At 59.2% G+C, this 23140-nt stretch carries 20 protein-coding genes; 6 read left to right on the top strand and 14 right to left on the bottom strand.

Features of this window, described 5'->3' with window-relative positions:
- Window positions 1-130 precede the first annotated feature (130 nt).
- A complete protein-coding gene (locus tag AAE029_RS26315) occupies window positions 131-1120 on the bottom strand; it encodes a polysaccharide deacetylase (protein ID WP_371075948.1) in 990 nt (329 codons plus the stop codon).
- Between the two features lie 123 nt (window positions 1121-1243).
- Here AAE029_RS26315 and AAE029_RS26320 point away from each other — a divergent pair, with 123 nt between their 5' ends.
- From AAE029_RS26320 to der, 3 genes are all read left to right on the top strand, one after another.
- Window positions 1244-1828: an NnrU family protein gene (locus tag AAE029_RS26320; RefSeq protein ID WP_371075849.1), complete on the top strand. Its 585-nt coding sequence runs from the start codon at window positions 1244-1246 to the stop codon at window positions 1826-1828.
- Between the two features lie 103 nt (window positions 1829-1931).
- Window positions 1932-2615, top strand: a complete 684-nt coding sequence (locus AAE029_RS26325; RefSeq protein ID WP_371075850.1) for a tetratricopeptide repeat protein — start codon at window positions 1932-1934, stop codon at window positions 2613-2615.
- Between the two features lie 17 nt (window positions 2616-2632).
- Window positions 2633-4054, top strand: a complete 1422-nt coding sequence (der, locus tag AAE029_RS26330; RefSeq protein WP_371075851.1) for a ribosome biogenesis GTPase Der — start codon at window positions 2633-2635, stop codon at window positions 4052-4054.
- Between the two features lie 52 nt (window positions 4055-4106).
- Here der and AAE029_RS26335 read toward each other — a convergent pair whose 3' ends face one another.
- Window positions 4107-4544, bottom strand: a complete 438-nt coding sequence (locus AAE029_RS26335) for a MarR family winged helix-turn-helix transcriptional regulator (protein WP_371075852.1) — start codon at window positions 4542-4544, stop codon at window positions 4107-4109.
- Window positions 4545-4706: 162 nt separating this feature from the next.
- Here AAE029_RS26335 and AAE029_RS26340 point away from each other — a divergent pair, with 162 nt between their 5' ends.
- Window positions 4707-5720 carry an alpha/beta hydrolase gene (locus AAE029_RS26340; RefSeq protein WP_371075853.1) on the top strand — a complete coding sequence of 338 codons (1014 nt, stop codon included), beginning with the start codon at window positions 4707-4709 and terminating at the stop codon, window positions 5718-5720.
- 17 nt (window positions 5721-5737) lie between these two features.
- Here AAE029_RS26340 and AAE029_RS26345 read toward each other — a convergent pair whose 3' ends face one another.
- The 7 genes from AAE029_RS26345 to AAE029_RS26375 all read right to left on the bottom strand — a co-directional run bounded on the left by AAE029_RS26345 (window position 5738) and on the right by AAE029_RS26375 (window position 13654).
- Window positions 5738-6898, bottom strand: coding sequence for a glycosyltransferase family 4 protein (locus tag AAE029_RS26345; RefSeq protein WP_371075949.1), 1161 nt, complete (start codon window positions 6896-6898; stop codon window positions 5738-5740).
- Window positions 6899-7120: 222 nt separating this feature from the next.
- On the bottom strand, window positions 7121-8035 hold the full coding sequence (locus AAE029_RS26350; RefSeq protein WP_371075854.1) for a sugar kinase: 915 nt from the start codon (window positions 8033-8035) through the stop codon (window positions 7121-7123).
- Window positions 8036-8214: 179 nt separating this feature from the next.
- Window positions 8215-9201 (bottom strand): ABC transporter ATP-binding protein, encoded by a 987-nt coding sequence (locus tag AAE029_RS26355; protein ID WP_371075855.1) that lies wholly within the window; start codon window positions 9199-9201, stop codon window positions 8215-8217.
- On the bottom strand, window positions 9194-10186 hold the full coding sequence (locus AAE029_RS26360) for an ABC transporter ATP-binding protein (RefSeq protein ID WP_371075856.1): 993 nt from the start codon (window positions 10184-10186) through the stop codon (window positions 9194-9196). The genes AAE029_RS26355 and AAE029_RS26360 overlap by 8 nt, the downstream gene beginning before the upstream one ends.
- A gap of 1 nt (window position 10187) precedes the next feature.
- Window positions 10188-11105: an ABC transporter permease gene (locus AAE029_RS26365; RefSeq protein WP_371075857.1), complete on the bottom strand. Its 918-nt coding sequence runs from the start codon at window positions 11103-11105 to the stop codon at window positions 10188-10190.
- Entirely contained in the window at window positions 11102-12025 is a 924-nt protein-coding gene (locus AAE029_RS26370; RefSeq protein ID WP_371075858.1) for an ABC transporter permease subunit, read from the bottom strand. Before AAE029_RS26370 ends, AAE029_RS26365 begins: the two co-directional genes overlap by 4 nt.
- Before the next feature lie 48 nt (window positions 12026-12073).
- A complete protein-coding gene (locus tag AAE029_RS26375) occupies window positions 12074-13654 on the bottom strand; it encodes a peptide ABC transporter substrate-binding protein (protein ID WP_371075859.1) in 1581 nt (526 codons plus the stop codon).
- Between the two features lie 292 nt (window positions 13655-13946).
- Between AAE029_RS26375 and AAE029_RS26380 the strand changes: the two genes are divergently transcribed.
- Window positions 13947-15710: an alpha-glucosidase family protein gene (locus AAE029_RS26380; protein WP_371075860.1), complete on the top strand. Its 1764-nt coding sequence runs from the start codon at window positions 13947-13949 to the stop codon at window positions 15708-15710.
- Here AAE029_RS26380 and ade read toward each other — a convergent pair.
- From ade to AAE029_RS26395, 3 genes are all read right to left on the bottom strand, one after another.
- Window positions 15636-17333 (bottom strand): adenine deaminase, encoded by a 1698-nt coding sequence (gene ade, locus AAE029_RS26385; protein WP_371075861.1) that lies wholly within the window; start codon window positions 17331-17333, stop codon window positions 15636-15638. The genes AAE029_RS26380 and ade overlap by 75 nt on opposite strands.
- A gap of 129 nt (window positions 17334-17462) precedes the next feature.
- Complete coding sequence (locus AAE029_RS26390; protein ID WP_371075862.1) at window positions 17463-17864, bottom strand: endonuclease domain-containing protein; 402 nt, start codon at window positions 17862-17864, stop codon at window positions 17463-17465.
- A 181-nt stretch (window positions 17865-18045) separates the two neighbouring features.
- Window positions 18046-19374 (bottom strand): aspartate aminotransferase family protein, encoded by a 1329-nt coding sequence (locus AAE029_RS26395; RefSeq protein ID WP_371075863.1) that lies wholly within the window; start codon window positions 19372-19374, stop codon window positions 18046-18048.
- A gap of 406 nt (window positions 19375-19780) precedes the next feature.
- Between AAE029_RS26395 and AAE029_RS26400 the strand changes: the two genes are divergently transcribed.
- Window positions 19781-21643, top strand: coding sequence for a PhoX family phosphatase (locus AAE029_RS26400; protein ID WP_371075864.1), 1863 nt, complete (start codon window positions 19781-19783; stop codon window positions 21641-21643).
- A 291-nt stretch (window positions 21644-21934) separates the two neighbouring features.
- Here AAE029_RS26400 and AAE029_RS26405 read toward each other — a convergent pair whose 3' ends face one another.
- Both AAE029_RS26405 and AAE029_RS26410 read right to left on the bottom strand, forming a co-directional pair.
- Complete coding sequence (locus AAE029_RS26405) at window positions 21935-22252, bottom strand: ArsR/SmtB family transcription factor (protein ID WP_371075865.1); 318 nt, start codon at window positions 22250-22252, stop codon at window positions 21935-21937.
- A gap of 109 nt (window positions 22253-22361) precedes the next feature.
- Window positions 22362-23117, bottom strand: coding sequence for a HugZ family protein (locus AAE029_RS26410; RefSeq protein WP_371075866.1), 756 nt, complete (start codon window positions 23115-23117; stop codon window positions 22362-22364).
- Between the last annotated feature and the right edge of the window lie 23 nt (window positions 23118-23140).

The raw sequence follows: 23140 nt of genomic DNA on the forward strand, positions 1-23140 counted from the left end.
TCCCGCGAGAAGAGGGCGCCGCATGGGCTAAAGCCCGTCGCGTGAAAAGAGCTTCACGCGACAGGCTTTAGACTGTTGTTTCATGCATGTCGTTGCCGCAAAACCGCTGCACAGTTTGCGCGACATGCATTTAGAGGCCCGAAGTCTCCTGAATTTTCCCGCGGGCCTCGATCATGGGGATCGCCTCCGAATAGCTGACGCATGCGACGTCGGCGCGATGGCAGACATCGCTGACTAGCCGGTCGAGCGCACGCCAGTAGGCCCCGCCATTCATCTCGACGAAATGAAAGCCGAGCTGCAGCGGAATGCGGCCGCCTTCATATTGCTTGTCGAAGGCTTCCTTGAAGGCGGTATAGGCGCGATCCTCGAATTCCTTGGAATCTGTTTTGTCCTCGGCACCGCCTGAATGGCGAACGAAAAGATTATAGTCCATGCCGATGATCGGGCGTTCCTTGGGCCCTTCCGGAATGAGGGGTAGGCCGAAGCGGATGATGCCGTTTTCCTCCTCCGGCATGGCCGGTCCCTTCGTCACCAGGCTTGCGTCGTAGGTGAAGCCTGCCTTCTTCTCCGCCACGATCATATCGACGCCAGCACTCGTGGAAAGATAGGGGGCGCGAAAGCCCTTGATGCCGTGATCGACGAGATCCTGCCAGCCGTCCGGCTCAGGGAGATCGACACCTTTCCAGGCATTCCTGAGCGTCTGGTGAAAGGTCGCGAACTCCTGCGACCATTCCGCCTCGGTCCATTGCCGGCCGTCGAAATGACCACAGGCGTGGCTCGATATGTCATGACCTTCGAGATGCGCGTGCCAGATATTGCCGAGGCGCTCACGGATTTCGTCGTCGCTTTGGGCAAAGCCGACATTCGAGGTTCCGCGCTTGTGGCCAGGGGCCTGATAGGCCTTCTTCGCAGCCTGATTCATCAGGAAAGTGCAGGACAGAAAATAGGTGAAGTGCGCTCCGTTGCGCGCTGCCATCTCGCGACTCTTTTGCCAGAGCGCATTGTCATGAGCACCGTCGAAGGAGATCAGGACGAGCTGTTTCGGCTTTTCGCCGGCGACCGCCGTGGTGGAAACAAGCACAGAAATGACAAGGGAAACAAAGGAAATAAAATGAAACATGGACACCGTGACAATTTGCTTTGCGGTTTTCCTGTTACAGAAATACGGCGAAGCTGGGGTACGGCTGGCATTTTTTCGCGCTTACCGGTAATTCAAAGTAACAAGCGAAACGGGATTTCATTCATGACATTGCTCGTCATCGGACTCATTCTCTTTCTCGGCATCCACCTGATCCGGGTCGTCGCGCCGGGTCTTCGCCAATCGATGATCGACAGCGTCGGGAAATCCGCCTGGCGTGGGATTTATTCGGTCGCGAGCATCGCCTCGCTCGTCCTGCTCATTTATGGTTTCGGCCAGGCGCGGCAGGTGACCGGTGTTCTCTACTCGCCTCCGGTTTGGACGGCGCATATCGCGATCACCCTGATGCTGATTGCGATGATCTGTCTTGTCGCCTCGCTGCTTCCGGCGGGGTACATCGCCACGAAGACGAAGCATCCGATGGTGCTATCGGTCAAGATCTGGGCCTTCGCCCATCTGCTCGCCAATGGCGAAACCTCCTCGGTACTGCTTTTCGCAGGTTTTCTGGCATGGGGGGTGATCATGCGCATCTCGCTCAAACGCCGGGAGCGTGCAGGCGAGGCCGTCCTTCGCCCGTTCGTCTCGGGGCGGTACGATCTCTTCGCCGTGATCATTGGCATCGTGCTTTGGGGCCTGATCATCTGGCGGTTGCACGAATGGCTGATCGGGGTTTCACCGCTGGTTATGTGAGGATTTCTGCGCTTCCCCCTTACAAGCGCCACAAAATGGAGTAGAAGGCCCGACAAACGCGTATAATGCGCGGATTGAACTTTATACGGGGCGCGAGACAGAAATGGTATTCAACGAAGACAGCTTCATCCGTGAAGTCAACGAGGAACTGCGCTCCGACCAGGTCCGGAGCGTGTGGCGCCGCTTCGGCCGCTATGTCATCGGTTTTGCGGTTCTGATCGTTCTCGGCACCGCCGGCTGGCGCGGCTACGAATATTGGCGGGATTATCGCTCTTCCGGCACGGGCGACCAGTTTATAGCCGCTATGAAGCTTGCCAACGAGAACAAGCCGGATGAGGCGCTCGCGGCTCTCGAAAAGCTGGAGAAAGAAGGTCACGGCTCCTATCCGGTGCTTGCCCGCATGCGCGCCGCAACGGTTTACGCGCAGAAGGGCGATACGGCGGCGGCTGTTGCTGCCTTCGACGCAATCGGCAAGGATACCAGTGTCCCGCTCGCGATCCGCGATGCTGCCCGCTTGCGCGCCGGCTGGATGCTGATCGATGGCGGCACCTACGAACAGGTATCCGCGCAGGTCGAAGCAATGGCCGTTCCCGAGAACGCATTCCGCAATTCAGCCCGTGAGGCGCTTGGTCTTGCGGCCTACAAGAAAGGCGACATGGCCAACGCAAAGCAATGGTTCCAGCAGATCGTCGACGACGGTCAGGCGCCGCGCAATGTTGCCAATCGCTCGCAGATGATGCTTGATCTCATCACCGCCTCCGGCAAAGCTCCGGAAGCCCAGGGTTGATGTTTAAGGAAAATTGAATGAGCTTCACGGTCGCGATCGTCGGTCGTCCGAACGTCGGCAAATCGACGCTTTTCAACCGGCTGGTCGGGAAAAAGCTCGCCCTGGTCGATGATACGCCGGGGGTCACGCGTGACCGGCGGCCCGGTGACGCGCGCCTTGTCGATCTGAAATTCCGCATCGTCGATACGGCCGGTCTCGAAGAGGCCGCAGAAGAGACGCTGCAGGGACGGATGCGTGCGCAGACGGAAGCGGCGATCGACGAGGCTGATCTTACACTCTTTGTGGTCGATGCCAAGATGGGCCTGACGCCGGTCGATCAATCCCTTGCCGAAATGCTCAGAAGGCGAGGCAAGCCGGTGGTGCTCGTCGCCAACAAGGCGGAGGCCCGTGGTTCCGAAGGAGGGTTCTACGATGCCTTCACGCTCGGGCTTGGCGAACCATGCCCGATTTCAGCCGAACATGGCGAGGGCATGCTGGATCTCCGCGATGCCATCATCGATGCGATCGGAAGGGACAGGGCTTTTCCGCCGAAGGAGGACGTCGCCGTCACGGATGTCGACGTTCCGGTTACCGCTGCCGGCGAAGAGGATGATGAAGAGCCGGCCTACGACGAGACGAGGCCGCTGCGCGTCGCAATCGTCGGCCGTCCGAATGCCGGCAAGTCGACGCTCATCAATCGCTTCCTTGGTGAAGACCGGTTGCTGACCGGGCCGGAAGCCGGGATCACCCGCGATTCCATCTCGGTCGATTGGCAATGGCGCGGCCGCACCATCAAGATGTTCGATACCGCCGGTCTGCGTCGCAAGGCGAAGGTGATCGAAAAGCTGGAGAAACTTTCGGTCGCCGATGCGCTTCGTGCCATTCGTTTCGCCGAGACGGTCGTCATCGTCTTCGATGCGACCATTCCCTTCGAAAAGCAGGATCTGCATATCGTCGACCTGGTGCTGCGCGAGGGGCGCGCGGCGGTGCTCGCCTTCAACAAATGGGACATGATCGAAGACCGGCAGGCCGTTCTGTCGGATCTGCGCGAGAAGACGGATCGGTTGCTGCCGCAGGCGCGCGGCATCCGCGCCGTTCCGATCTCTGGCCAGACGGGCGAGGGGCTCGATCGGCTGATGCAGGCGGTCATTGACACCGACAAGGTGTGGAACAAGCGCATTTCGACCGCCAAGCTCAATCGCTGGCTGGAGATACAGCAGGTGCAGCATCCGCCACCGGCGGTATCAGGGCGCCGCATCAAGCTCAAATATATGACGCAGGTCAAGACGCGCCCGCCGGCCTTCATGATTTCCAGCACCAGGGCCGGTGCTCTGCCGGAATCCTATGTGCGCTATCTCATCAACGGACTGCGCGAGGATTTCGCCATGCCGGCGGTGCCGATCCGGATCCATTTCCGTTCGCCGGAAAATCCGTTCGAGCCAGCCAAGAAAAGGCGATAGTGCGGTTCGGCTTTATGGAAGCGGAGAACCGAATGGAAAACCGCTTCGCACTTCAGGCTGTGTGCCTGTCGAGGGCGGCGCGCAGTGCCACGATCTCGCTCTTCAGCCTGTTCAGTTCATCGATACTCGCTTCGGTGGCCTCAGCGATGCAATCGGGAACGGAAGCGGCTTTTTCCTTGAGCTTCACACCATCTTCGCTGAGGCGGATCACGACGACGCGTTCATCCTCGTTGCTGCGCTCCCGCCTGATATAGCCTGCGGCTTCCAGGCGTTTCAGAAGCGGCGTCAGCGTACTCGATTCCAGAAACAGCTTGTCGCCGATTCCGCCGACGGTTTGTCCGTCTTCCTCCCAAAGGGTCACCATCACCAGAAATTGCGGATAGGTCAGCCCGAGTTTGTCGAGCAGTGGCTTATAGACGCGATTCATCGCGTGGTTCGCCGAGTAGAGCGCGAAGCAGATGAAGGTGTCGAGTTTCAAGGGATTCTGCATGATCGTCATCTCCAAAATTGCATCAAAATATATCGTGCAATAAATAATCGTGAACGCTTTTTGCGCATAGCAGCTATGCGCGATTTTAAATTGTGCGATAAACAGTCGTGCGCGATATAAGGTCTGTCTCACGACGAAACCAGATCCAGAAGGAATTCGATCATGTCCAAGATCAAGAACGCAGTATCAGCCGCCGCTATCCTGGCCGCTTCCGCTGTTGGCGCCCACGCCGATCCAGTTCTCGAACCGACGACGCAGAAGTTCATCGACTCGCTGGCGGGTGCCCCGCCGATCTATACGCTGTCACCCTCCGATGCCCGCGATGTTCTGGCCGGCGCCCAGAAGATCAAGGTGAAGAAGCTTGCCGCCTCGGTCGAGAACAAGGTCATTCCGGTCGGCCCCACGGGCAAGGTCAAGCTGCGTATCGTCAGACCGGAAAAGGCAGAGGGTACCTTGCCGGTGATCATGTATTTCCATGGCGGGGGATGGGTACTGGGTGATGCCGACACTCATGATCGGTTGGTGCGCGAGATCGCTAACGGCGCCCATGCTGCGGTCGTTTTCGTCGATTATGACCGTTCGCCCGAAGCCCGGTATCCGGTCGCCATCGAACAGGCCTTTGCGGCGACGAAATATGTTGCAGAGCACGCAAGAGAGTTCAGGGTCGATGCGGAGAGGCTTGCCGTCGTCGGCGACAGCGTCGGCGGTAACATGACAGCTGCCGTAACCCTGCTCGCCAAGGAACGCGGCGGCCCGGCCATTGACCAGCAGGTGCTGTTTTATCCTGTGACCGACGCCAATTTCGAAACCGGTTCCTATAATCAATTCGCCAATGGTCCGTGGCTGACGAAGGAAGCGATGAAGTGGTTCTGGAACGCCTATCTGCCGGACGAAGCCAAGCGCAATGAGCCGACCGCAACGCCGCTCAACGCTTCGCTCGAACAGCTGAATGGCCTGCCACCGGCACTCGTCATCGTCGATGAAAACGACGTTCTGCGTGACGAAGGCGAAGCCTACGCCCGCAAGCTCAGCCAGGCTGGTGTGAAGGTCACCTCAGTCCGTTACAATGGCACGATCCACGATTTCGTGCTTCTGAATGCGATCGCCGAAACGCCCGCCGTGCGAAGCGCGATCTCGGTTGCCAATGCGACGCTGCGCCAGGCATTCGCAAAGTAAGCAAGAGCTATCTCAGGTTAATGGCCCGTGGGGAGTGTTCCGCGCGGGCCTTTCCATTTCGACGCGATGTTTTTCAATCGTGCTTTGATGGATTTTGCCCGCGTATTGGCGGAGCGGATATTGGTGATGAACTGGCGGGTCGCCGATTCCCAGGAATAATTGAGCGCCAGGTTACGAGCGTCTTCTCGCGAACAGGAGAGAGCCGCAAGGCAGGCCTCGCGCAAATTCTCGCTGAGGGCGCCCGCCGACGCATGCCCGCCGAGGATATCGAGGGGGCCTGTGACCGGATAGGCGGCGACCGGGACACCGGAAGCCAGAGCCTCCAGGATGGTATTGCCGAATGTATCGGTCAGCGAGGGGAAGACGAAGACATCCGCCTGTGCATAGGCGTGGGCAAGATCTTCGCCGAACTTGGCGCCGGTAAAGAGCACATTGGGATGGCGCTTTTCCAACTCTTCGCGTGCAGGACCATCACCGACAACGACCTTCGAACCGGGCAAGTCGAGATCCAGAAAGGCCGGCAGGTTCTTCTCGAGTGCAACACGGCCGATCGTCATGAAGATCGGGCGTTGCAGTCCGAACGGCGTTTCCTCCAACGCCATCGGCTTGAACTGCGAGGCGTCGATACCTCGGCTCCAGGGCATCAGGTTGCGGATACCCTTTTCCTTCAGTTCGCGCGCAAGGCTTTCGGTCGCCACCATGCAGCCGGATCCGCCGTTATGAAACCATCTGACAAAGGCATAGAGCAGGCTTTTGGGAACCGGCAGGCGGGCCGCGACATATTCGGGAAAGCGCGTGTGATAGCTGGTCGTGAAGGGCATCTCGTTTCTCAGGCACCAGCGCCTAGCCGTCAGGCCAAGGGGACCCTCGGTCGCAATGTGAATATAGGAGGGGTTGCTCTTTTCGATTTCCGCTGCGACGCGCCGGTAGCTGGCGATCGAAAGACGGATCTCCGGATAGGTCGGGCAGGGGATGCTGCTGAAGCGCTCCGGCGTCACCATCGACACTTCGACGCCCATATGGGCCAGTTCGCGATTGGTGTTCTCGATCGAGCGTACGACGCCGTTGACCTGCGGGTGCCAGGCATCGGTGATGATGACCAGCCGCTCGGGTACGGTGCCGGCGGCCGCATTGGCCCAGCTCTGGCCATGGTAAGTATTCGTCGGACGTTGAAGCATGTTCGATTTTCCATCCGTGCCTCCGCCGTAGGCGATGACACAACCCATCCATGCCGCGCGCTCCGGCAAGTGCGCGAGAGACACCGCAACCTTCTGAAAATCGCATAGATCCCTCTGAAAATCGATTAGGATTTTCGGGTTATGCGGCCGTGCATCAAGAACGTGATTCCCACCTCACGCTATTCTGAAGACCGTCTATGATGGAAATATTACAGGAAAATTTCACCCGATCCGCAGCTTTTCCGGCGCAACGAGAGCGCCGTGTTCGCTGACGACGCGGGCGGCAATCCGGGCGGCGAATGTCGCCGAGGCGATGGGATCCGATGTCTGAAGATAGTGGGCGAGAAATGCGCCGTTGAAGCTGTCGCCCGCGCTTGTCGTGTCGACCACCTCTTCCACCTTCTCGGCCGGAACGAAGTTCGTGACGCCACCGAAGCTTAGTGTGGCACCTTCCGCGCCGTTCTTGACGACCACGTGAGCGGCACCAAGCGCGCGATAGCGGTGGATGGTGCCTTCGATCGAATCATCGCCGAAATGGGCAGCTTCGTCGTCGAAGCTCGGCATGACAATGGTCGAGGAGCGCGCACCCTCGCTGATGGCGGCATGCATGATGTCATAGCCCTGCCACAGCCGGGGTCGGATGTTGGGATCGAAAACGACGAGCTTGCCTGCCGCCTTTGCGCGGCGCATTTCCAGAAGCAGCGTGTCGACGTCCTCGCGCGGCAGGATGGCAAGCGTGATGCCGGAGAAATAGAGGACATCCGACGCTTCGGCCGCTTCGCGCAGATGATCGGCATCGGCGGCGAGCTGCCGGGCAGCGGAACTATCGCGCCAATAGCTGAAAGAGCGTTCGCCATCCTTCAGATTGATCATGTAGAGTCCGGGCGTTTTGCCGCGGATACGGCAGATGCTGCCGGTCCCGATTCCTGCCTTTGCCATGAAGGCAAGCATTTCATCCGACATCGGATCGTCGCCAAGGGCTGTCAGATAATCCACCGACCATTCTGCGGGCAGGCAGGCGCGGGCGTACCAGGCCGTATTGAACGTGTCGCCGGCAAAGCCTTTGCGAAGAAGCCCTTTGCCTGCCTGCGACAGTTCCACCATGCATTCGCCGATCGACAGAAAACGTCCGCTCAAAGCCTTCTCCTCAAATTCCCATACCCTGCTGATACGCGGAGAGGGTGGAAGTGACAAGTGCACTTTGCTGCGGACGGTCGATGCTCAAACACGCGGTACGCCGGAGCCGGCGTACCAGCCTTTCTGACGGAGTGAGGCGGAACCAGCACTCGCATGGTCCGCTCGAAACTCAATCCGCACTATGGCCTATCCGCATGGTAGCAGGCGGCGGTTTGCCCAGGACGCATCTCTTCCGTCGGCGGCATTTCCGTACGGCAGATATCCGTCGCCTTCCAACAACGGGGCGAAAAGACGCAGCCCGGCGGCGGGTTGAGCGGTGAGGGCGGGTCGCCCTGAAGGCGGATGCGTTCGCGCCTGCGTGCCAGCTTCGGATCGGGCACGGGCGCTGCCGAGAACAGCGCCTGGGTATAGGGATGTGCCGGATGATCGAAAACCTTTGCGCAATCGCCAGCTTCCACCACCTTGCCGAGATAGAGCACCAGCACGTCGTCCGAGATCAGGCGTACGACGGAAAGGTCGTGGCTGATGAAGATCAGAGTCAGGCCAAATTCCTTGCGCAGCCGCCTGAGGAGCGTAATGACCTGGCCCTGGATCGAAACGTCGAGCGCAGAGACAGGTTCGTCGCAGACGATCAGTTTCGGTCGCGTCACCACGGCCCGAGCAATCCCGATACGCTGCGCCTGGCCGCCGGAAAATTCATGAGGGTAGCGATTGATCATCTCCGGCACGAGGCCAACGGCGGCCATGATCCCGCGCACGCGTTCCTGCCGCTGCGCTTTCGTAAGCTTCGGCTCGAAGACGGTCAGCGGTTCGGCGATGATATCGCCGACCGTCATGCGTGGATCGAGCGAAGCGATCGGATCCTGGAAGATGATCTGCATGTCCCGACGGGTCGACCGCATTTCCTCTTCCGTCAGATCGAGCAGGTTCCGGCCCTGCCAGAGGATGCGGCCCTTCTGCGATTTGAGCAGCCGCAGGATCGAGCGGCCGAGCGTGGATTTGCCGCAGCCGGATTCACCGACGATGCCAAGCGTGCGGCCCTCCTTCAACTCGAAGCTGACGTTGTTGACGGCGGTCAGAAGCGGCGGCGGCTTAAAGAAGGATTTCGACGGCAGTTCGAACTGGGTCGTCAGGTTCTCGACCCTCAGAAGCGATCGCTCAGCCATGGCTTACAGCCTCCTCTCGGCGATGGAGCGGATGGAAGCAGGCCGCACAACGGCGCGGCGCCAGCGTTTCGAGCTTTGGAGGCGCATCGAGACAGTCATCCTGCGCGTGCGAACAGCGTGGTGAGAAATTGCAGCCTTTCGGCAGATGCTGCAGGTTCGGCGGCCTTCCGGGGATGACGGCGAGATCGTCGACATCCTGGTCCGGGCGCGGGATCGAGGCGTGCAGCGCGGCTGTATAGGGATGCGCCGGATTTTCGAAGAGGTCATCCACAGGAGCCTCCTCGACGATACGGCCGGCATACATGACAGCGACGCGGTCGGCGAGACCGGCGACGACCCCGAGGTCGTGGGTGATCATCACCAGTGCCGTATTCATCTCCGCCGTCAGATCGTTGAACAGGTCGAGGATCTGCGCCTGGATCGTTACATCGAGTGCTGTCGTGGGCTCATCGGCGATGAGGAGCTTCGGCTTCGTCAGCAGCGCCATCGCTATGACGATGCGCTGACGCATGCCGCCCGAGAGCTCATGTGGATAAAGACTAAAGCGCCTCGTGGGATCGGGAATGCCGACGCGCTTCAGCATATCGAGGGCAGCCGCGGACGCAGCTCGCGCCGTGAAGCCGCGATGAACTTCAAGCTGTTCAGTGAGTTGTCGGGAAATCCTCAGAGATGGATTCAAGGCCGTCATCGGGTCCTGGAAAACCATCGCCATATCCTTGCCGCGGACATTGTTGAGCTCGCGCGGCTTCAGGGAAAGCACGTCCCTGCCTTCGAGCAGGGCCTGGCCGCTGGTCTTGCCGTTCTTGGCGAGCAGTCCCATGACACCAAGGAAGGTCTGGCTCTTGCCGGAACCGGATTCTCCGACGATCGCGACGCGTTCGCCGCGCCGGATCGTCAGGTTCATGTTCGAAACGGCCTTCACCTGACCGTCCGGGATGTCGAAGGTGATCGAATAGTCCTTGAGTTCGAGAAGGGTGTCGGTCATGTCAGCGATCCTTCGGGTCGAAAGCATCGCGCAATCCATCGCCGATGAAAAGTAGGCTCAGCAGAAGCGCCACCAGGAAGGTTGCCGGGAAGGCCAGCAGCCACGGCATGCTTTCCATCGCATCTGTGCCCTCGGCAATCAGGGTCCCGAGCGAGGTCAGAGGTTCCTGAACACCGAAGCCGAGATAGGAGAGAAAGCTCTCCGTCGCGATGATCTCCGGAACGGTGAGCGCCGCAAAGATGACGACCGGGCCGACGAGGTTCGGAATGATATGTTTTATGATGATCTTGAACGGCCGCTGTCCAGAGGCGCGTGCCGCCTCGATGAATTCACGCTGCTTGATCGACAGCGTCTGGCCGCGAACGATGCGGGCCATGGTCAACCATTCGAGCGCGCCGATCGCTGCAAAGAGCAGGTAAACGTTGCGGCCGAAGATCACCATCAGCAGGATAACGAAGAGGATGTAGGGAAGCGCATACATGATATCGACGAAGCGCATCATCACCGCATCCAGGCGACCGCCGATATAACCGGAGATCGCTCCGTAGAGCACACCGATGACGACTGAGACGACGGTTGCAGTCAGCGCGACGGCGAGCGAGACGCGCGTGCCGTAGAGGACGCGGGCGAGGAGATCGCGGCCATTCGGGTCGGTGCCGAAATAATGGCCGTTTTCGAGCGAGGGCGGCATGCGGAAGGCCGCCCAATCCGGATCCTCGTAGTTGAAGGGAATGAAATTTGGGCCAATAAAGGCAGCAAGGATCAGGAACACAAGGACCGCAATGGAAATGACGGCAGCCTTGTTACGCATGAGGCGGCGAATGGCGTCCTTCGTCAGCGAACGACCCTCCGGCGCCAGACCTTCGGCCTCCAGCAGCTCGGCTGCAAGCAGCTCCCTTTTTGCAGGATTGAGGATCATCGGTTTCTCACTTTCGGATCGAGCCACGCATAAGCTATGTCGACGAGAAGGTTCAAAACGACGATCAGCACCATGTAGAAGATGACCGTCCCCAGAACCATGCCATAGTCGCGATTGAGCGCTGCATTGATGAAATAGCGCCCAATGCCCGGCAGCCCGAAGATACTCTCGACCACCAGCGAGCCCGTAAGAAGGTAACTCGCGGCCGGACCGAGATAGGAGACCACAGGCATCATCGCCGGTTTCAGGGCGTGACGCATCACCGTAAGCCGTGGGCCGATGCCTTTTGCCTTGGCCGTCCGGATGAAATTCTGGTTCATCACCTCGATCATTGACCCGCGAGTGATGCGCGAAATACGACCCGCATGCGGAAGCGCCAGAACGATGATCGGCAGAACCAGGAATTTCAACGATCCGTCGCCCCAGCCGCCGACGGGAAGCCAGCCGAGACGAATGCCAAAAATCAGCTGAAGGATGGGGGCGACAAGAAAGTTCGGCAGCACCACCCCAACAACGATCACCGCGCCGAGCCAGTAGTCCGGTGCTTTGTTCTGGTAGAGTGCCCCAAGACAGCCGGCGGCGACGCCGACGATGATCGCGAGCAGGAATGCGGCGGTGCCGATCGTGAAAGTATAGGGCAGACCGATCATGATCTGCTGGCCGACTGTGAAGTCCTCATTGGCGAACGAAGGGCCAAGGTCGCCCTTGAGCACATCGCCGACATAGATGAGGTACTGCTGTACTAGCGGCTTATCCAGATTGTAGTGAGCGGCGAGATTCTTCAGGATCACCGGCGGCAAGGTTCTTTCGCTATCGAAGGGACCGCCGGGGGCAAGGCGCAAAATAAAAAAGCAGGCTGTCACGGCAATCCACAAAACGGGGATTGTCGACAGCAGTCGACGGAGTGCGTATTTGATCATGATCGTGGACAGGCTCTTCCCGGAGGAACCGGGAAGAGCCGTACGCCTTTATTCCTTGATGGACAGCCAGCGGGTGCGGTGGATGTCCTGCACGTTATCCACGAAGCCCTCGATCTTGGGCGAAACCACGTTCTTCGAAACGTAGTAGTAGATCGGCATCGCTGCGCTGTCGTCGAGCGCAAGCTGCTCGGCCTTCTTGAAGAGCTCGGCGCGTTTGTTCAGATCCGTCTGCGCGTTGCCTTCCTTGATCAGCTTGTCATAGTCCGGGTTGCTCCAGCGACCGTAGTTCATCTGGACCCCTGTGACGAGCAGGTTCAGGAAGTTGTCAGGATCGTTATAGTCCGCGAGCCAGCCGGCGCGGCCGATTTCCACGTCACCGCGCTGCATCTGGTCGTAGTGGACCTTGGTCTCGACATTGACGAGCTCGACGTCGACACCAAGCGGCTTCCACATGGAGGCAATCGCGACGGCGATACGCTTATGATTGTCGTTGGTGTTGTAGCGGAGCTGAGCATGCAGCGGATGATCCGGGCCAAAACCTGCTTCCGTCAGCAGCTTCTTGGCTTCCGCGACCTTCTGGTTATAGGGCTCGTCCTTCCAGCTTACATATGCCGGCTCACCGTAATTCGCCGTGCCCGGCGGAACCCAGGAATAGGCCGGAAGTTCGCCGGTCCCGAGAATGTTCGGTCCGATCACCTCGCGGTTGATTGCCATCGAAAGCGCCTGGCGGACACGCTTGTCGCTGAAGGGCGGCTTTGTGGAGTTGATGACGTAATAGTAGAGGCCGGAGAAGGGGGCGACATGCGCCTGGCCCGGAAGGTTCTTCTTCATCCATTCGTACTGATCGGTCGGAAAATCGGTCAGGATATCAAATTCCCCGGCACGATAGCGCTTCAACGCGGCTTCCTGATCCTCCAACACGAAGAATTTCGCGCCATCGATCTTCACATCCTTCGCGCCATAATACTGGTCGTTCTTGACCGTCGTGACATGCGAGCCCGGAACCCACTCAACCGGCTTATAGGGGCCGTTCGTAACGATGTTGCCGATCTTGACCCAGTCTGCGCCCTTGGCTTCCACCACATGCTTCGGCAGCGGGTAGGCCGTATAGTGCATCAGCGCATTGATGAAGTAGGGGGTCGGGCTTTCAAGGGTGATCTCGAGCGTCTTGTCGTCGATCGCCTTGATACCGAGCTGATTGAGATCGGTGATCTCGCCCTTGTTGATCTTTTCCGCGTTCTTGACGGTGAACTGCAGGTAAGCGTAATCCGCCGCATTCTTGGGGTCGATCAGGCGCTGGAAGGCGAAGACAAAGTCGCCGGCCGTCACCGGAGTGCCGTCGGACCACTTGATGCCGTCGCGAAGTTTGAAGGTGTAGACCAATCCATCGTCGGAAACGGTCCAGCTCTCAGCCTGGCCCGGAATAGGGTTGTCCTTCGGGTCCTCGGTGACGAGACCTTCGAAGATGTCGCCGGCAATGCGATTCTCCCAGTCGCCGGAGAGCTTTTGCGGGTCGAGCGACGATGGGTCGCCGCCGTTGTGAATATTGATCGTGGCCGCATGGGCCGAGAAGGCCAGCAATGTGCCAAACATTGCGGAGGCTAGAAATTTTTTCGTGATAGAGTTCATGGTGGGTCCACCTTTCTAGGCTTTATCGCCTTTTTAGTCATTTGTTCCCGATTGGACCTGTTACGTACAAGTCAACGCGCACCTTATCGCAAAGAATTAGCCTTGCAACCCCAAATAAGGGGAGGTGGCGTGCAGGTTTTAACAGGCCTATAAACTGCCGATTTTACCAGAAATCACGGAGCCATTCGACGCGCCGATACGCACGGCAGATGGTGACCGTTTGCTGCTCTCTGTTGTCTTTTGCTTCGCCATCTTTAGTGTGGGAGCGTCAAGAAGCCAGGAGTAATAGCCGATGTCTTTGCGGGTAATTGAGGGTGCGGATTGGTGGCGCGGCGCGGTCATTTATCAGATCTATCCGCGCTCGTTTCAGGACACGAACAGTGACGGGCTTGGCGATCTCAAAGGGATCACCCGTCGCCTTTCACATGTCGCCGGGCTTGGCGTCGATGCGATCTGGCTATCGCCCTTCTTCAAATCGCCGATGGCAGACATGGGTTACGACGTTTCGGATTACTGCGATGTCGACCCGATTTTCGGTACACTGGACGATTTCGATGAGATGCTGGCGGAGGCGCATCGCCTCGGCCTCAAGGTCATCATCGATCAGGTCATCTCCCACACGTCCGACCGGCACCCCTGGTTCGTCGAGAGCCGGACAAGCCGGACAAATCCCAAGGCCGACTGGTATGTCTGGGCCAATCCGAAACCCGATGGAACGGCGCCGAACAACTGGCTCTCCATCTTCGGAGGGCCGGGCTGGGAGTGGGACGGCGTGCGCCGGCAGTATTACCAGCACAACTTCCTGACCTCGCAGCCGGATCTCAATTTTCACAATCCCGATGTGCAGGACGCCGTGCTGGACACCGTCAGGTTCTGGCTCGATCGCGGCGTCGACGGCTTCCGTCTGGATACGGTGAACTACTATTTCTGTGACAAGCGCCTGCGGGACAATCCGCCGGCCACACCAAGCGAGGGGAGCGCCGGCCTCGATGCGCCGGATACGAATCCCTACGGCATGCAGCACCACCTCTATGACAAGACGCAGCCGGAGAACATCGGGTTCCTGAAGCGCTTCCGAGCGCTTCTCGACCGGTATGAAGCGCGCACAACTGTAGGTGAGGTTGGAGACGGGGCCCGTTCGCTGAAGACGGTTGCCGCCTATACCAGCGGCGGCGACAAGCTGCATATGTGCTATACCTTCGACCTACTCGGCCCGGACTTCACTGCCTCCCATATCCGAGGTTGCGTGGAGGCCTTTCAGCAGATGGTAGTCGACGGCTGGGTCTGTTGGGCTTTCTCCAATCACGACGTAATGCGCCATGTCAGCCGTTTCGCACTGACGGAAGACGAACGGCCGGTGATCGCAAAGCTGGCGATCTCTGTGCTTGCAGCATTGCGCGGCTCGATCTGCCTTTATCAGGGCGAAGAACTCGGCCTTCCTGAGGCCGAACTCGCGTTCGAGGATCTCCGTGATCCTTACGGCATCCGCTTTTGGCCCGCCTTCAAGGGACGCGATGGATGCCGTACGCCACTTCCGTGGGAAGCGAGCAAGGTGCATGCGGGCTTTACCAATGCCGAAAAATCCTGGCTGCCGGTGCCCTATGAACAGGCAGCACTTTCAGTCGATGTTCAGGAAGCACATGCCAATTCCGTGCTGCACCATTACCGTCAGACACTGGCCTTTCGCAAAAGTCACGCGGCGTTGCGTGACGGCGACATGGACTTCATCGATACCAACCAGGACCTGCTTGCCTTTGTCAGGGAGAAAGGCGACGAGGGGCTGCTTTTCGTCTTCAATCTCACCCGCACGCCGGCCGAGTTTACCTTGCCGGCCGGAATGGGGCTTGGCGAGGCACTGGCGATACCCGGTTTCGAGGCGGCGACGGGCAGGGGTCCGATCACGCTCGGGCCGCTCGACGGCTTCTGTGCGAGGGTTTATAGCGCCGCGAGTTCGAACGAACGCGTAATGGACACGGCGATCTCATCCTATCAGTATGAACCTGTCGACATCGACCAGGCCGCGGTCGGAAATCTTCAGGTGAGGGATGACGGGTAGCGGCAAGAAGGCGAGCTGCAAGAAGGGTTCATCGAGGGTAGCGCCAAGCTCGAAAGCTGCTTTGCGCAGCTCATGCAGCGTATCGCGCACCTTTTCATAAGGGTCCAGGCTCATGAGGCCGGCGACGGGCAGGGCGATTTCGCCGGTCACGCGGCCATCTGCGACCACGACGAAGCCGCCATTGATCTCGCCGAGACGATTGGCGGCTTGCGCCATGTCATCGGCGTTGACACCGACGACACAGATATTGTGGCTGTCGTGGCCGACTGTCGAGGCAATGGCGCCCTTCTTCAATCCAAAGCCTTGAACGAAGCCGTTGGCGTGGTTGCCGTTCTTGCCATGGCGCTCGATGACCGCGACTTTGATGATGTCGTTGGCAAGGTCGATATCGGTCCGGTTGTCCTTGACCGGCAGGCGATAGCGGCGGTGCTCGGTGATGATCTTGCCCGGCACGATGCCGATGACAGAGGTTTCGCCTGCGACCGCAGGCACGCTGAAATCTGCGGCGCAGACTGGTGCCGCCTTCACGCTGTCGAGGCCAATTGGGGCAACCGGCTTGCGCGTGGAAAAAAGCGTTTCCGTGACGTGGCGTCCGGCGGAAAAGACGATTTCGGCTCTGCAGCTTCGCAGATCGTCGATGACGACCAGGTCGGCGCGCCAGCCCGGCGCCACGAGGCCACGGTCGCGCAGGCCGAAGGCGCGGGCGGCGGAAATGGAGGCGGCGCGATAGATAGCGATCGGTTCGACGCCACCGGCGATCGCCGTGCGGATGATATGATCGAGATGGCCCTGTTCGGCGATATCGAGTGGATTGCGGTCGTCCGTGCAAAGGGCGAGATGAGGCGAGAGCCGCTCGGTGATAACAGGCATCAGCGCCTGCAGATCCTTGGACACCGAGCCTTCACGCACTAAAATGTGCATGCCCTTGCGGATCTTTTCGAGCGCTTCAGCCGCCGTGGTACATTCGTGTTCGGTGCGGATGCCGGCGGCGATGTAGCCGTTGAGATCGTTTCCCCGCAGTAGCGGTGCATGACCGTCGATGTGAGCGTCCTGGAAAGCTGCAAGCTTGGCCATGCAGACCGGATCCTTGTGGATCACGCCCGGAAAATTCATGAATTCGGCAAGACCGATGACCTTCGGATGGTTGCGCAGGGGAAGGAGTTGCTCCACCGACAGATCGGCGCCCGCAGTCTCCAGATGTGTCGCGGGCACGCAGGAGGAGAGCTGCACGCGGATATCCATGATCGTCTCGAGTGCGGAATCCAGAAAGAACTGGATGCCCTCGACCCCAAGCACATTTGCGATCTCATGCGGGTCGCAGATGGCGGTCGTCACGCCATAGGGCAGAACGCAACGATCGAATTCGTGCGGCGTCACCAGTGAGGATTCGATGTGGAGATGGCTGTCGATGAAGCCGGGCACGACGATGCGGCCGGAAATATCGATCTCGGTCTTGCCTTCGTATGCCCCGCAGGTGCCGACGATACGATCGCCGCAAATCGCAATATCGGATTCGACCAGTTCGCCCGTCACCAGATCGAAGAACCGTCCGCCTTTCAGAACGATATCGGCGGGCTCCCGGCCGGTTCCCTGATCGATGAGGCGTTCAAGATATGCGGTCATCGTGTTTCCCCTCGATTCCGAGTTGCTCCTCCTTTGTGCCTCTATTGTGCATCCGCAATCAAGCCTCGTCTCCGAACGTCTCGAATGAGCCGGGTGCTGGGACGCTCATTAATGCGGCAAAAGGGGCTACTATTTGCCAATTGCTGGCCGGAATCTCAGATCTGGTGCATCGACAGGCTCGACAAGTCGACCCTCGCAAATTGCAAGGATCGTATCGAGGACGGAGGGCATGGATGTCAGTGCATCCACGTTCCAGAAGCGGACGACGGACCAGCCTTCCGTCCCCATGAAATGGTTGCGGACATCATCGTGTTTGCTTTGCGCATGCTGGCTGCCATCAAGCTCGATGACCAATCGTCGTTCGCGACAGGCGAAATCCGCAAAATAGGGGCCAATCGGCAGTTGGCGGACGAACTTGAACCCATTCAGCCGTCGGTCCCGAAGTTCAGACCAGAGCTTCGCTTCTGCGTCGTTATCCGACTGGCGGAGGGCTCGGGCACGGTAAGTTCTCTTCTGATCTGGACCGCGCATTCTTGTAGCTCCGGAGAGTTTGCCCCTCACCCTAGCCCTCTCCCCGCGCGCGTCCGCGCGCGGGGAGAGGGGACTTATTTCGAGTTTGCCTCTAGAGCTGAACAGGATTCGGATGGGCTCCCTCTCCCCGCGAGCGGGGAGAGGGTTGGGGTGAGGGGCAATCTCGGGGGAAAAGACAGCGTCAGATATTATCTTTCAGTATATCCCTCAGCTTGCCGAAGAGTTCGTCGATATGGGACTTCTCGATGATGAGCGGTGGGGAAAGCGCGATTGTATCGCCCGTCGTGCGGATGTAGAGGCCGTTCTCGTAGGCCTTGAGGAAGGCGGCGAAGGCGCGTTTGGTGGGCTCGCCGGCGATGGGGTCGAGTTCGATCGCGCCGATGAGACCGAGGTTGCGCAAGTCGATCACGTTCGGGCAGTCCTTCAACGAGTGGACGCCGTCGGCCCAATAGTCGGCGAGTTCGCTCGCGCGGGTGAGCAGGCCTTCTTCCTTGTAGGTCTCGAGCGTCGCGAGACCAGCGGCAGACGCGATCGGGTTGCCCGAATAGGTGTAGCCGTGGAAGAATTCGATCATGTGCTCCGGGCCACCCATGAAGGCATCATGGATTTCCGAGGTCACGAGCACGGCGCCCATCGGAATGACGCCGTTGGTCAAGCCCTTGGCGGTCGTGATGATGTCGGGCTTCACGTCGAAATATTGGGAGGCGAAGGGCGCGCCGAGGCGGCCGAAGCCGGTGATGACTTCGTCGAAGATCAGCAGGATGCCGTACTTGGTGCAGATCTCGCGAAGCTTCTGGAGATAGCCCTTCGGCGGGATGAGGACGCCCGTGGAGCCGGCGACCGGCTCGACAATGACGGCGGCAATGGTCGAGGCGTCGTGCAGGGTGACGATGCGCTCGAGTTCGGTCGCGATATCGCCGCCGTGCTCTGGCTCGCCACGTGTAAACGCATTCTTGGCGGGAAGGTGGGTGTGCGGCATGTGGTCGACGCCCGTCAGCAGCGTGCCGAACATCTTGCGGTTCGAAACGATGCCGCCGACAGAGATTCCGCCAAAATTGACGCCGTGATAGCCGCGTTCACGCCCGATCAGGCGAAAGCGTGAGCCGTCGCCCTTGGCGCGATGGTAAGCAATCGCGACCTTGAGGGCGGTGTCGACCGATTCCGATCCGGAATTGGTGTAAAGAACATGGTTCATGCCTTCCGGCGCGATATCGACCAACCGGTTGGCCAATTCGAATGCTTTCGGGTGCCCCATCTGAAACGCCGGCGCATAATCGAGCTCGCCTGCCTGTTCGCGAATCGCTTCGGTGATCTTCGGACGGCAGTGGCCCGCATTCACGCACCAGAGACCGGCAGCGCCATCCAGGACCTGACGACCATCCGCCGTGACATAGTACATGTCCTTCGCGCCAACGAAGAGGCGCGGTTCCTTCTTGAACTGACGGTTTGCGGTAAAGGGCATCCAGAAAGCCCTGAGATCGTTCGGCGTGGTATTCAGTCGATTGGACATGCTGTTCTCCATGGCCATTCGGGGGCCATTTTCCCGGGCGGCGCAGCCGCTCGATTATTGACTGCCTGGTCAAATTATCAGCGCACCCGGATGCGTCAAGATATCGAAGGCGCTTGCCGGCTTTGTATCTGCCCATCCACCACAGGAGATTTCATGGCGCTGCGGGAGGCGGGTTCGACGGGCGCCGTCATCATAGCTTTGCCCGCTTCTGCTACCAAAGGATGAAGGCTATTGGCCTAACTGTAAGAATTCTTCTCAATTTATTGAAGTTCAACGTATTCTTGGAGAAAAAATGTCGGATCGCCAAAAAACAAGGCCGCGCCCCAACCCGCGCCGCGCTTTCGCAGAAAGCTATGGAGAAATTCTTGCGCAGGGCATTTGTCGTCGCAGCGTTCTGAAAGGGTTCTTGGCAACTGCCGGAGCTGCCGCTGTTCCCGCAGTCTTCGACGTTCCGTCAGCCCGAGCCGCGGAAAGTTCGACGCTGACCTTTTCCGAATTGAAGCGTGTCCGCGACGATGCCGATCACTGGCCGGAAGGTTACGGCCGTCAGATCCTCATCCGCTGGGGCGACGCTCTCTTTCCCGATAGCCCCGCCTTCGACCTTGCAACGCTCGACGGCAAGGCGGCCGAACGCCAGTTCGGCTACAACAATGATTTCACCCAGTTCTTGCCCATGCCCTGGGGTGAAAGGAACTCCGAAAACGGGCTGATGGTCGTCAGCCACGAATACGCAACGCCCTTTCTGATGTTTCCCGGCCTGACGGACGAGGACTACCGAGAGAAGATGACGGACGATCAAATCCGTGCCGTGATGGCCGCGCTCGGCGTCAGTATCTTCGAGGTCCGCAAAACGGACAACACATGGCAGGTGGTACGCGACAGCAAATATAACCGCCGCATTCACATGAGCACCCAGATGAGCATTTCCGGTCCGGCCGCTGGCGACGACCGCATGAAGACCAAGGCGGACCCTACTGGCACGGTGGTTTTCGGTACGATCTCAAACTGCAACGGTGGTATCACACCCTGGGGGACTATGCTTTCCGGAGAGGAAGGCGCCATGGACGTGTTCGCGGGCGATTACAAGGTGCTCGCCAACCAGGAGCTCGTCGAGCGCCAGGGATGGGACGAGGACGAAAACGATATCTATTCCGTCAGCCGTATCGAGCCGCGCTTCAAGTTCGAGGAAGAGCCGAACGAATGGATGCGCTTCGATTGGGTGGTCGAGATCGATCCGTTCGACCCCTCCGCAAAGCCGGTCAAGCGGACCTCTCTCGGCCGCATGACTCATGAGGGCGCGCAGTGTTGCGTTGCGCCGGACGGGCGAGTTGTGATCTTCATGGGCGATGACGATGACTTCGAATATCTTTACCGCTTTGTGACGCGCGACCCGTGGAACCCGGACGATCGGGCCGCCAATAGAGACCTGCTCGACCATGGCACGCTCTCGGTCGCGAAGTTCGAAAGCGATGGCACCATGAGGTGGCTGCCGCTCGTGGCGGGCGAGGGAGCTCTGACGGCGGAAGCCGGATTCGCGACACAGGCCGACGTTGTTCTCAACACCCGCGGCGCTGCCGACCTCGTCGGTGCGACGCCGATGGATGCGCCGGAAGGCTTCATCCCGCATCCCGGCACGGGCAAGCTCTATGTTGCCATGACCGAAAATGAGGATCGCCAGCCGCAGGGGCAGGGCGACGATGAGAGCGAGATGGTCAATGTCGCCAATCCGCGGGGTCCCAATCCGCACGGTCATCTGCTCGAACTCGTGCCGCCAGGAGCAACGGAAAAGACCGACTACGCTGCCGACAGCTTCAAATGGGATATCTTCGTACTATGCGGCGATCCGGCCAAGCCGGAGGATCAGGCGATGTTCAATCCGGGGACGTCGAGTTCCGGCTGGTTCACCGATCCGGACAATCTGGCCGTGGATCCGTCAGGCCGGCTTTGGGTCACGACGGATGGCCCGCCGCCGGAGGGTATTGCGGATTCGGTCTATGTCATGGACACTGAAGGCCCGGGACGAGCATTGCCGCGGCTCTTCTATATTGCTCCGGTCGGCTCCGAATGCTGCTCTCCGACCTTCACCCCAGACGGCAGCAGCGTCTTCATTTCGATCCAGCATCCGGGCGAACTGCGCATGGCCGATAATGACGATGCAAGCTCGATGGAAGACGCGGGCACACGCTGGCCGGATTTCGCCGACGGCATGCCGGCCCGTCCTGCGCTCGTGGTGCTGAGCCGCGACAACAACGGCGTCGTCGGAAGCTGAATCCAGAGGGTGTTAACAGGATGCGGGCGGAAAACCGCACGCACTTTTCCTTATTCCTCTAAAGCCTGTCGCGTGAAGGTAGGTTCACGCGACAGGCTTTAGCTCGTTGTTTTCATGCATGTCGTCGCCGCAAAACCGCTGCACACTCTGCGCGACATGCATTAAAAAACAAACCGGCAAATTTTGTTTGCCGGTCAAAGGGAATACATCTGGTGATGAAACATGCCTGTTCGCACGCTGTGGGATTACCCACGCGACGAATTTTCTACCGACATTATGTCAGCGCTATCATCAAGCAGCAGTCTTGCTTCTTTCTGGTTCGCAATAGATGTCTTCCAGCGTGGCCAGAACCTTAATGACCGGCTCAGACGAACTGGAATAGTAAATGGTCTGGGCGTCGCGGCGGGTCTTGACCAGCTTCTGAGCGCGCAGCTTGGAGAGGTGCTGCGACAGAGCGGACTGGCTAAGACCAACCTGGGTGGCAAGCACGCCAACGGGAACTTCTCCCTTGACGAGGCTGAGGAGGATCATCAGTCGTTTCGGGTTTGCCATTGCAGATAAAAGGGCGGCGGCCACTGTTGAGTGGTCGGACAAGTCAGTCGTTTTCATCTTTTCAATCTTCCTAATGCGGATCGTACATCAGAACCGAGCACAGGTTATCAGCCGGGGAGCTAACTGATGCTAAAAGTTAGCAATACCCGTGGAAGATTGTATATACCTAAATTTCAGGTATTGAGTATGCTATTTTAGATATGTGTGAAGCAATGTCGCACCCCTCCTGGATCCGCGGTTCAAACTCGAACCGCAGCAGAACATCGGCGGAAATAAGGTCCAAACCCTCGGCGTCAAGCCCACTTATTGCCCAGTCTTTGCCCTTTTCCTGCCGCAATTTTTTTGCGAGGACATCTGCGATGTCGGGATGGCGCCCTACTAATTCTCGCACTGCATCAGCGGCCCTGGCGGCCACGAACTGGCTTAGGGCAGAGGGAATCACCAGATCCGAACCGGGGAGAACATAGGCTCGCCCAAAGCCTCCGTTGAGGCTCGCTGACTGTGGCACAAGCCTGAAGAAGCAGAAATCCGGAAAGTCGATATAGAGTCCCGCTTTTGGGTGACGGTTGAGGAAGCGCTCGCGGATACGGGCATGAAGGGCACTTTCTCGGTCGATCCGCTCGGCGAGGCACTGCACGGTCAGACGCGGGTGGGCGAGGGGATCACCCTTGCCAGGCTCGCCGGCAAGCAGCGATGAACGCGCATCGGCTAACAGTGCTTTCGTATGAGCCGAGAGCCCGGAAACGAGCACAACGGGAACGCAATCGATGTCGGTTCCGATGAGGACGCGACTGGCCGAAGGAAAGCCCGTTTCCGGATCGAGCACGGCGAGCGCGGCGTAGCGAGCCGAACGCAGGAGCGTCCGCGCCAGTTTGCGAGCCTCGTCGTCCGTTTCGCGCAGTACCGAGGTTTTGTCATTCACGATCATTACTCGCCGTGGGGCTC

This window comes from Sinorhizobium sp. CB7, assembly GCF_041357635.1.
Classification (GTDB): Bacteria; Pseudomonadota; Alphaproteobacteria; order Rhizobiales; family Rhizobiaceae; genus Rhizobium.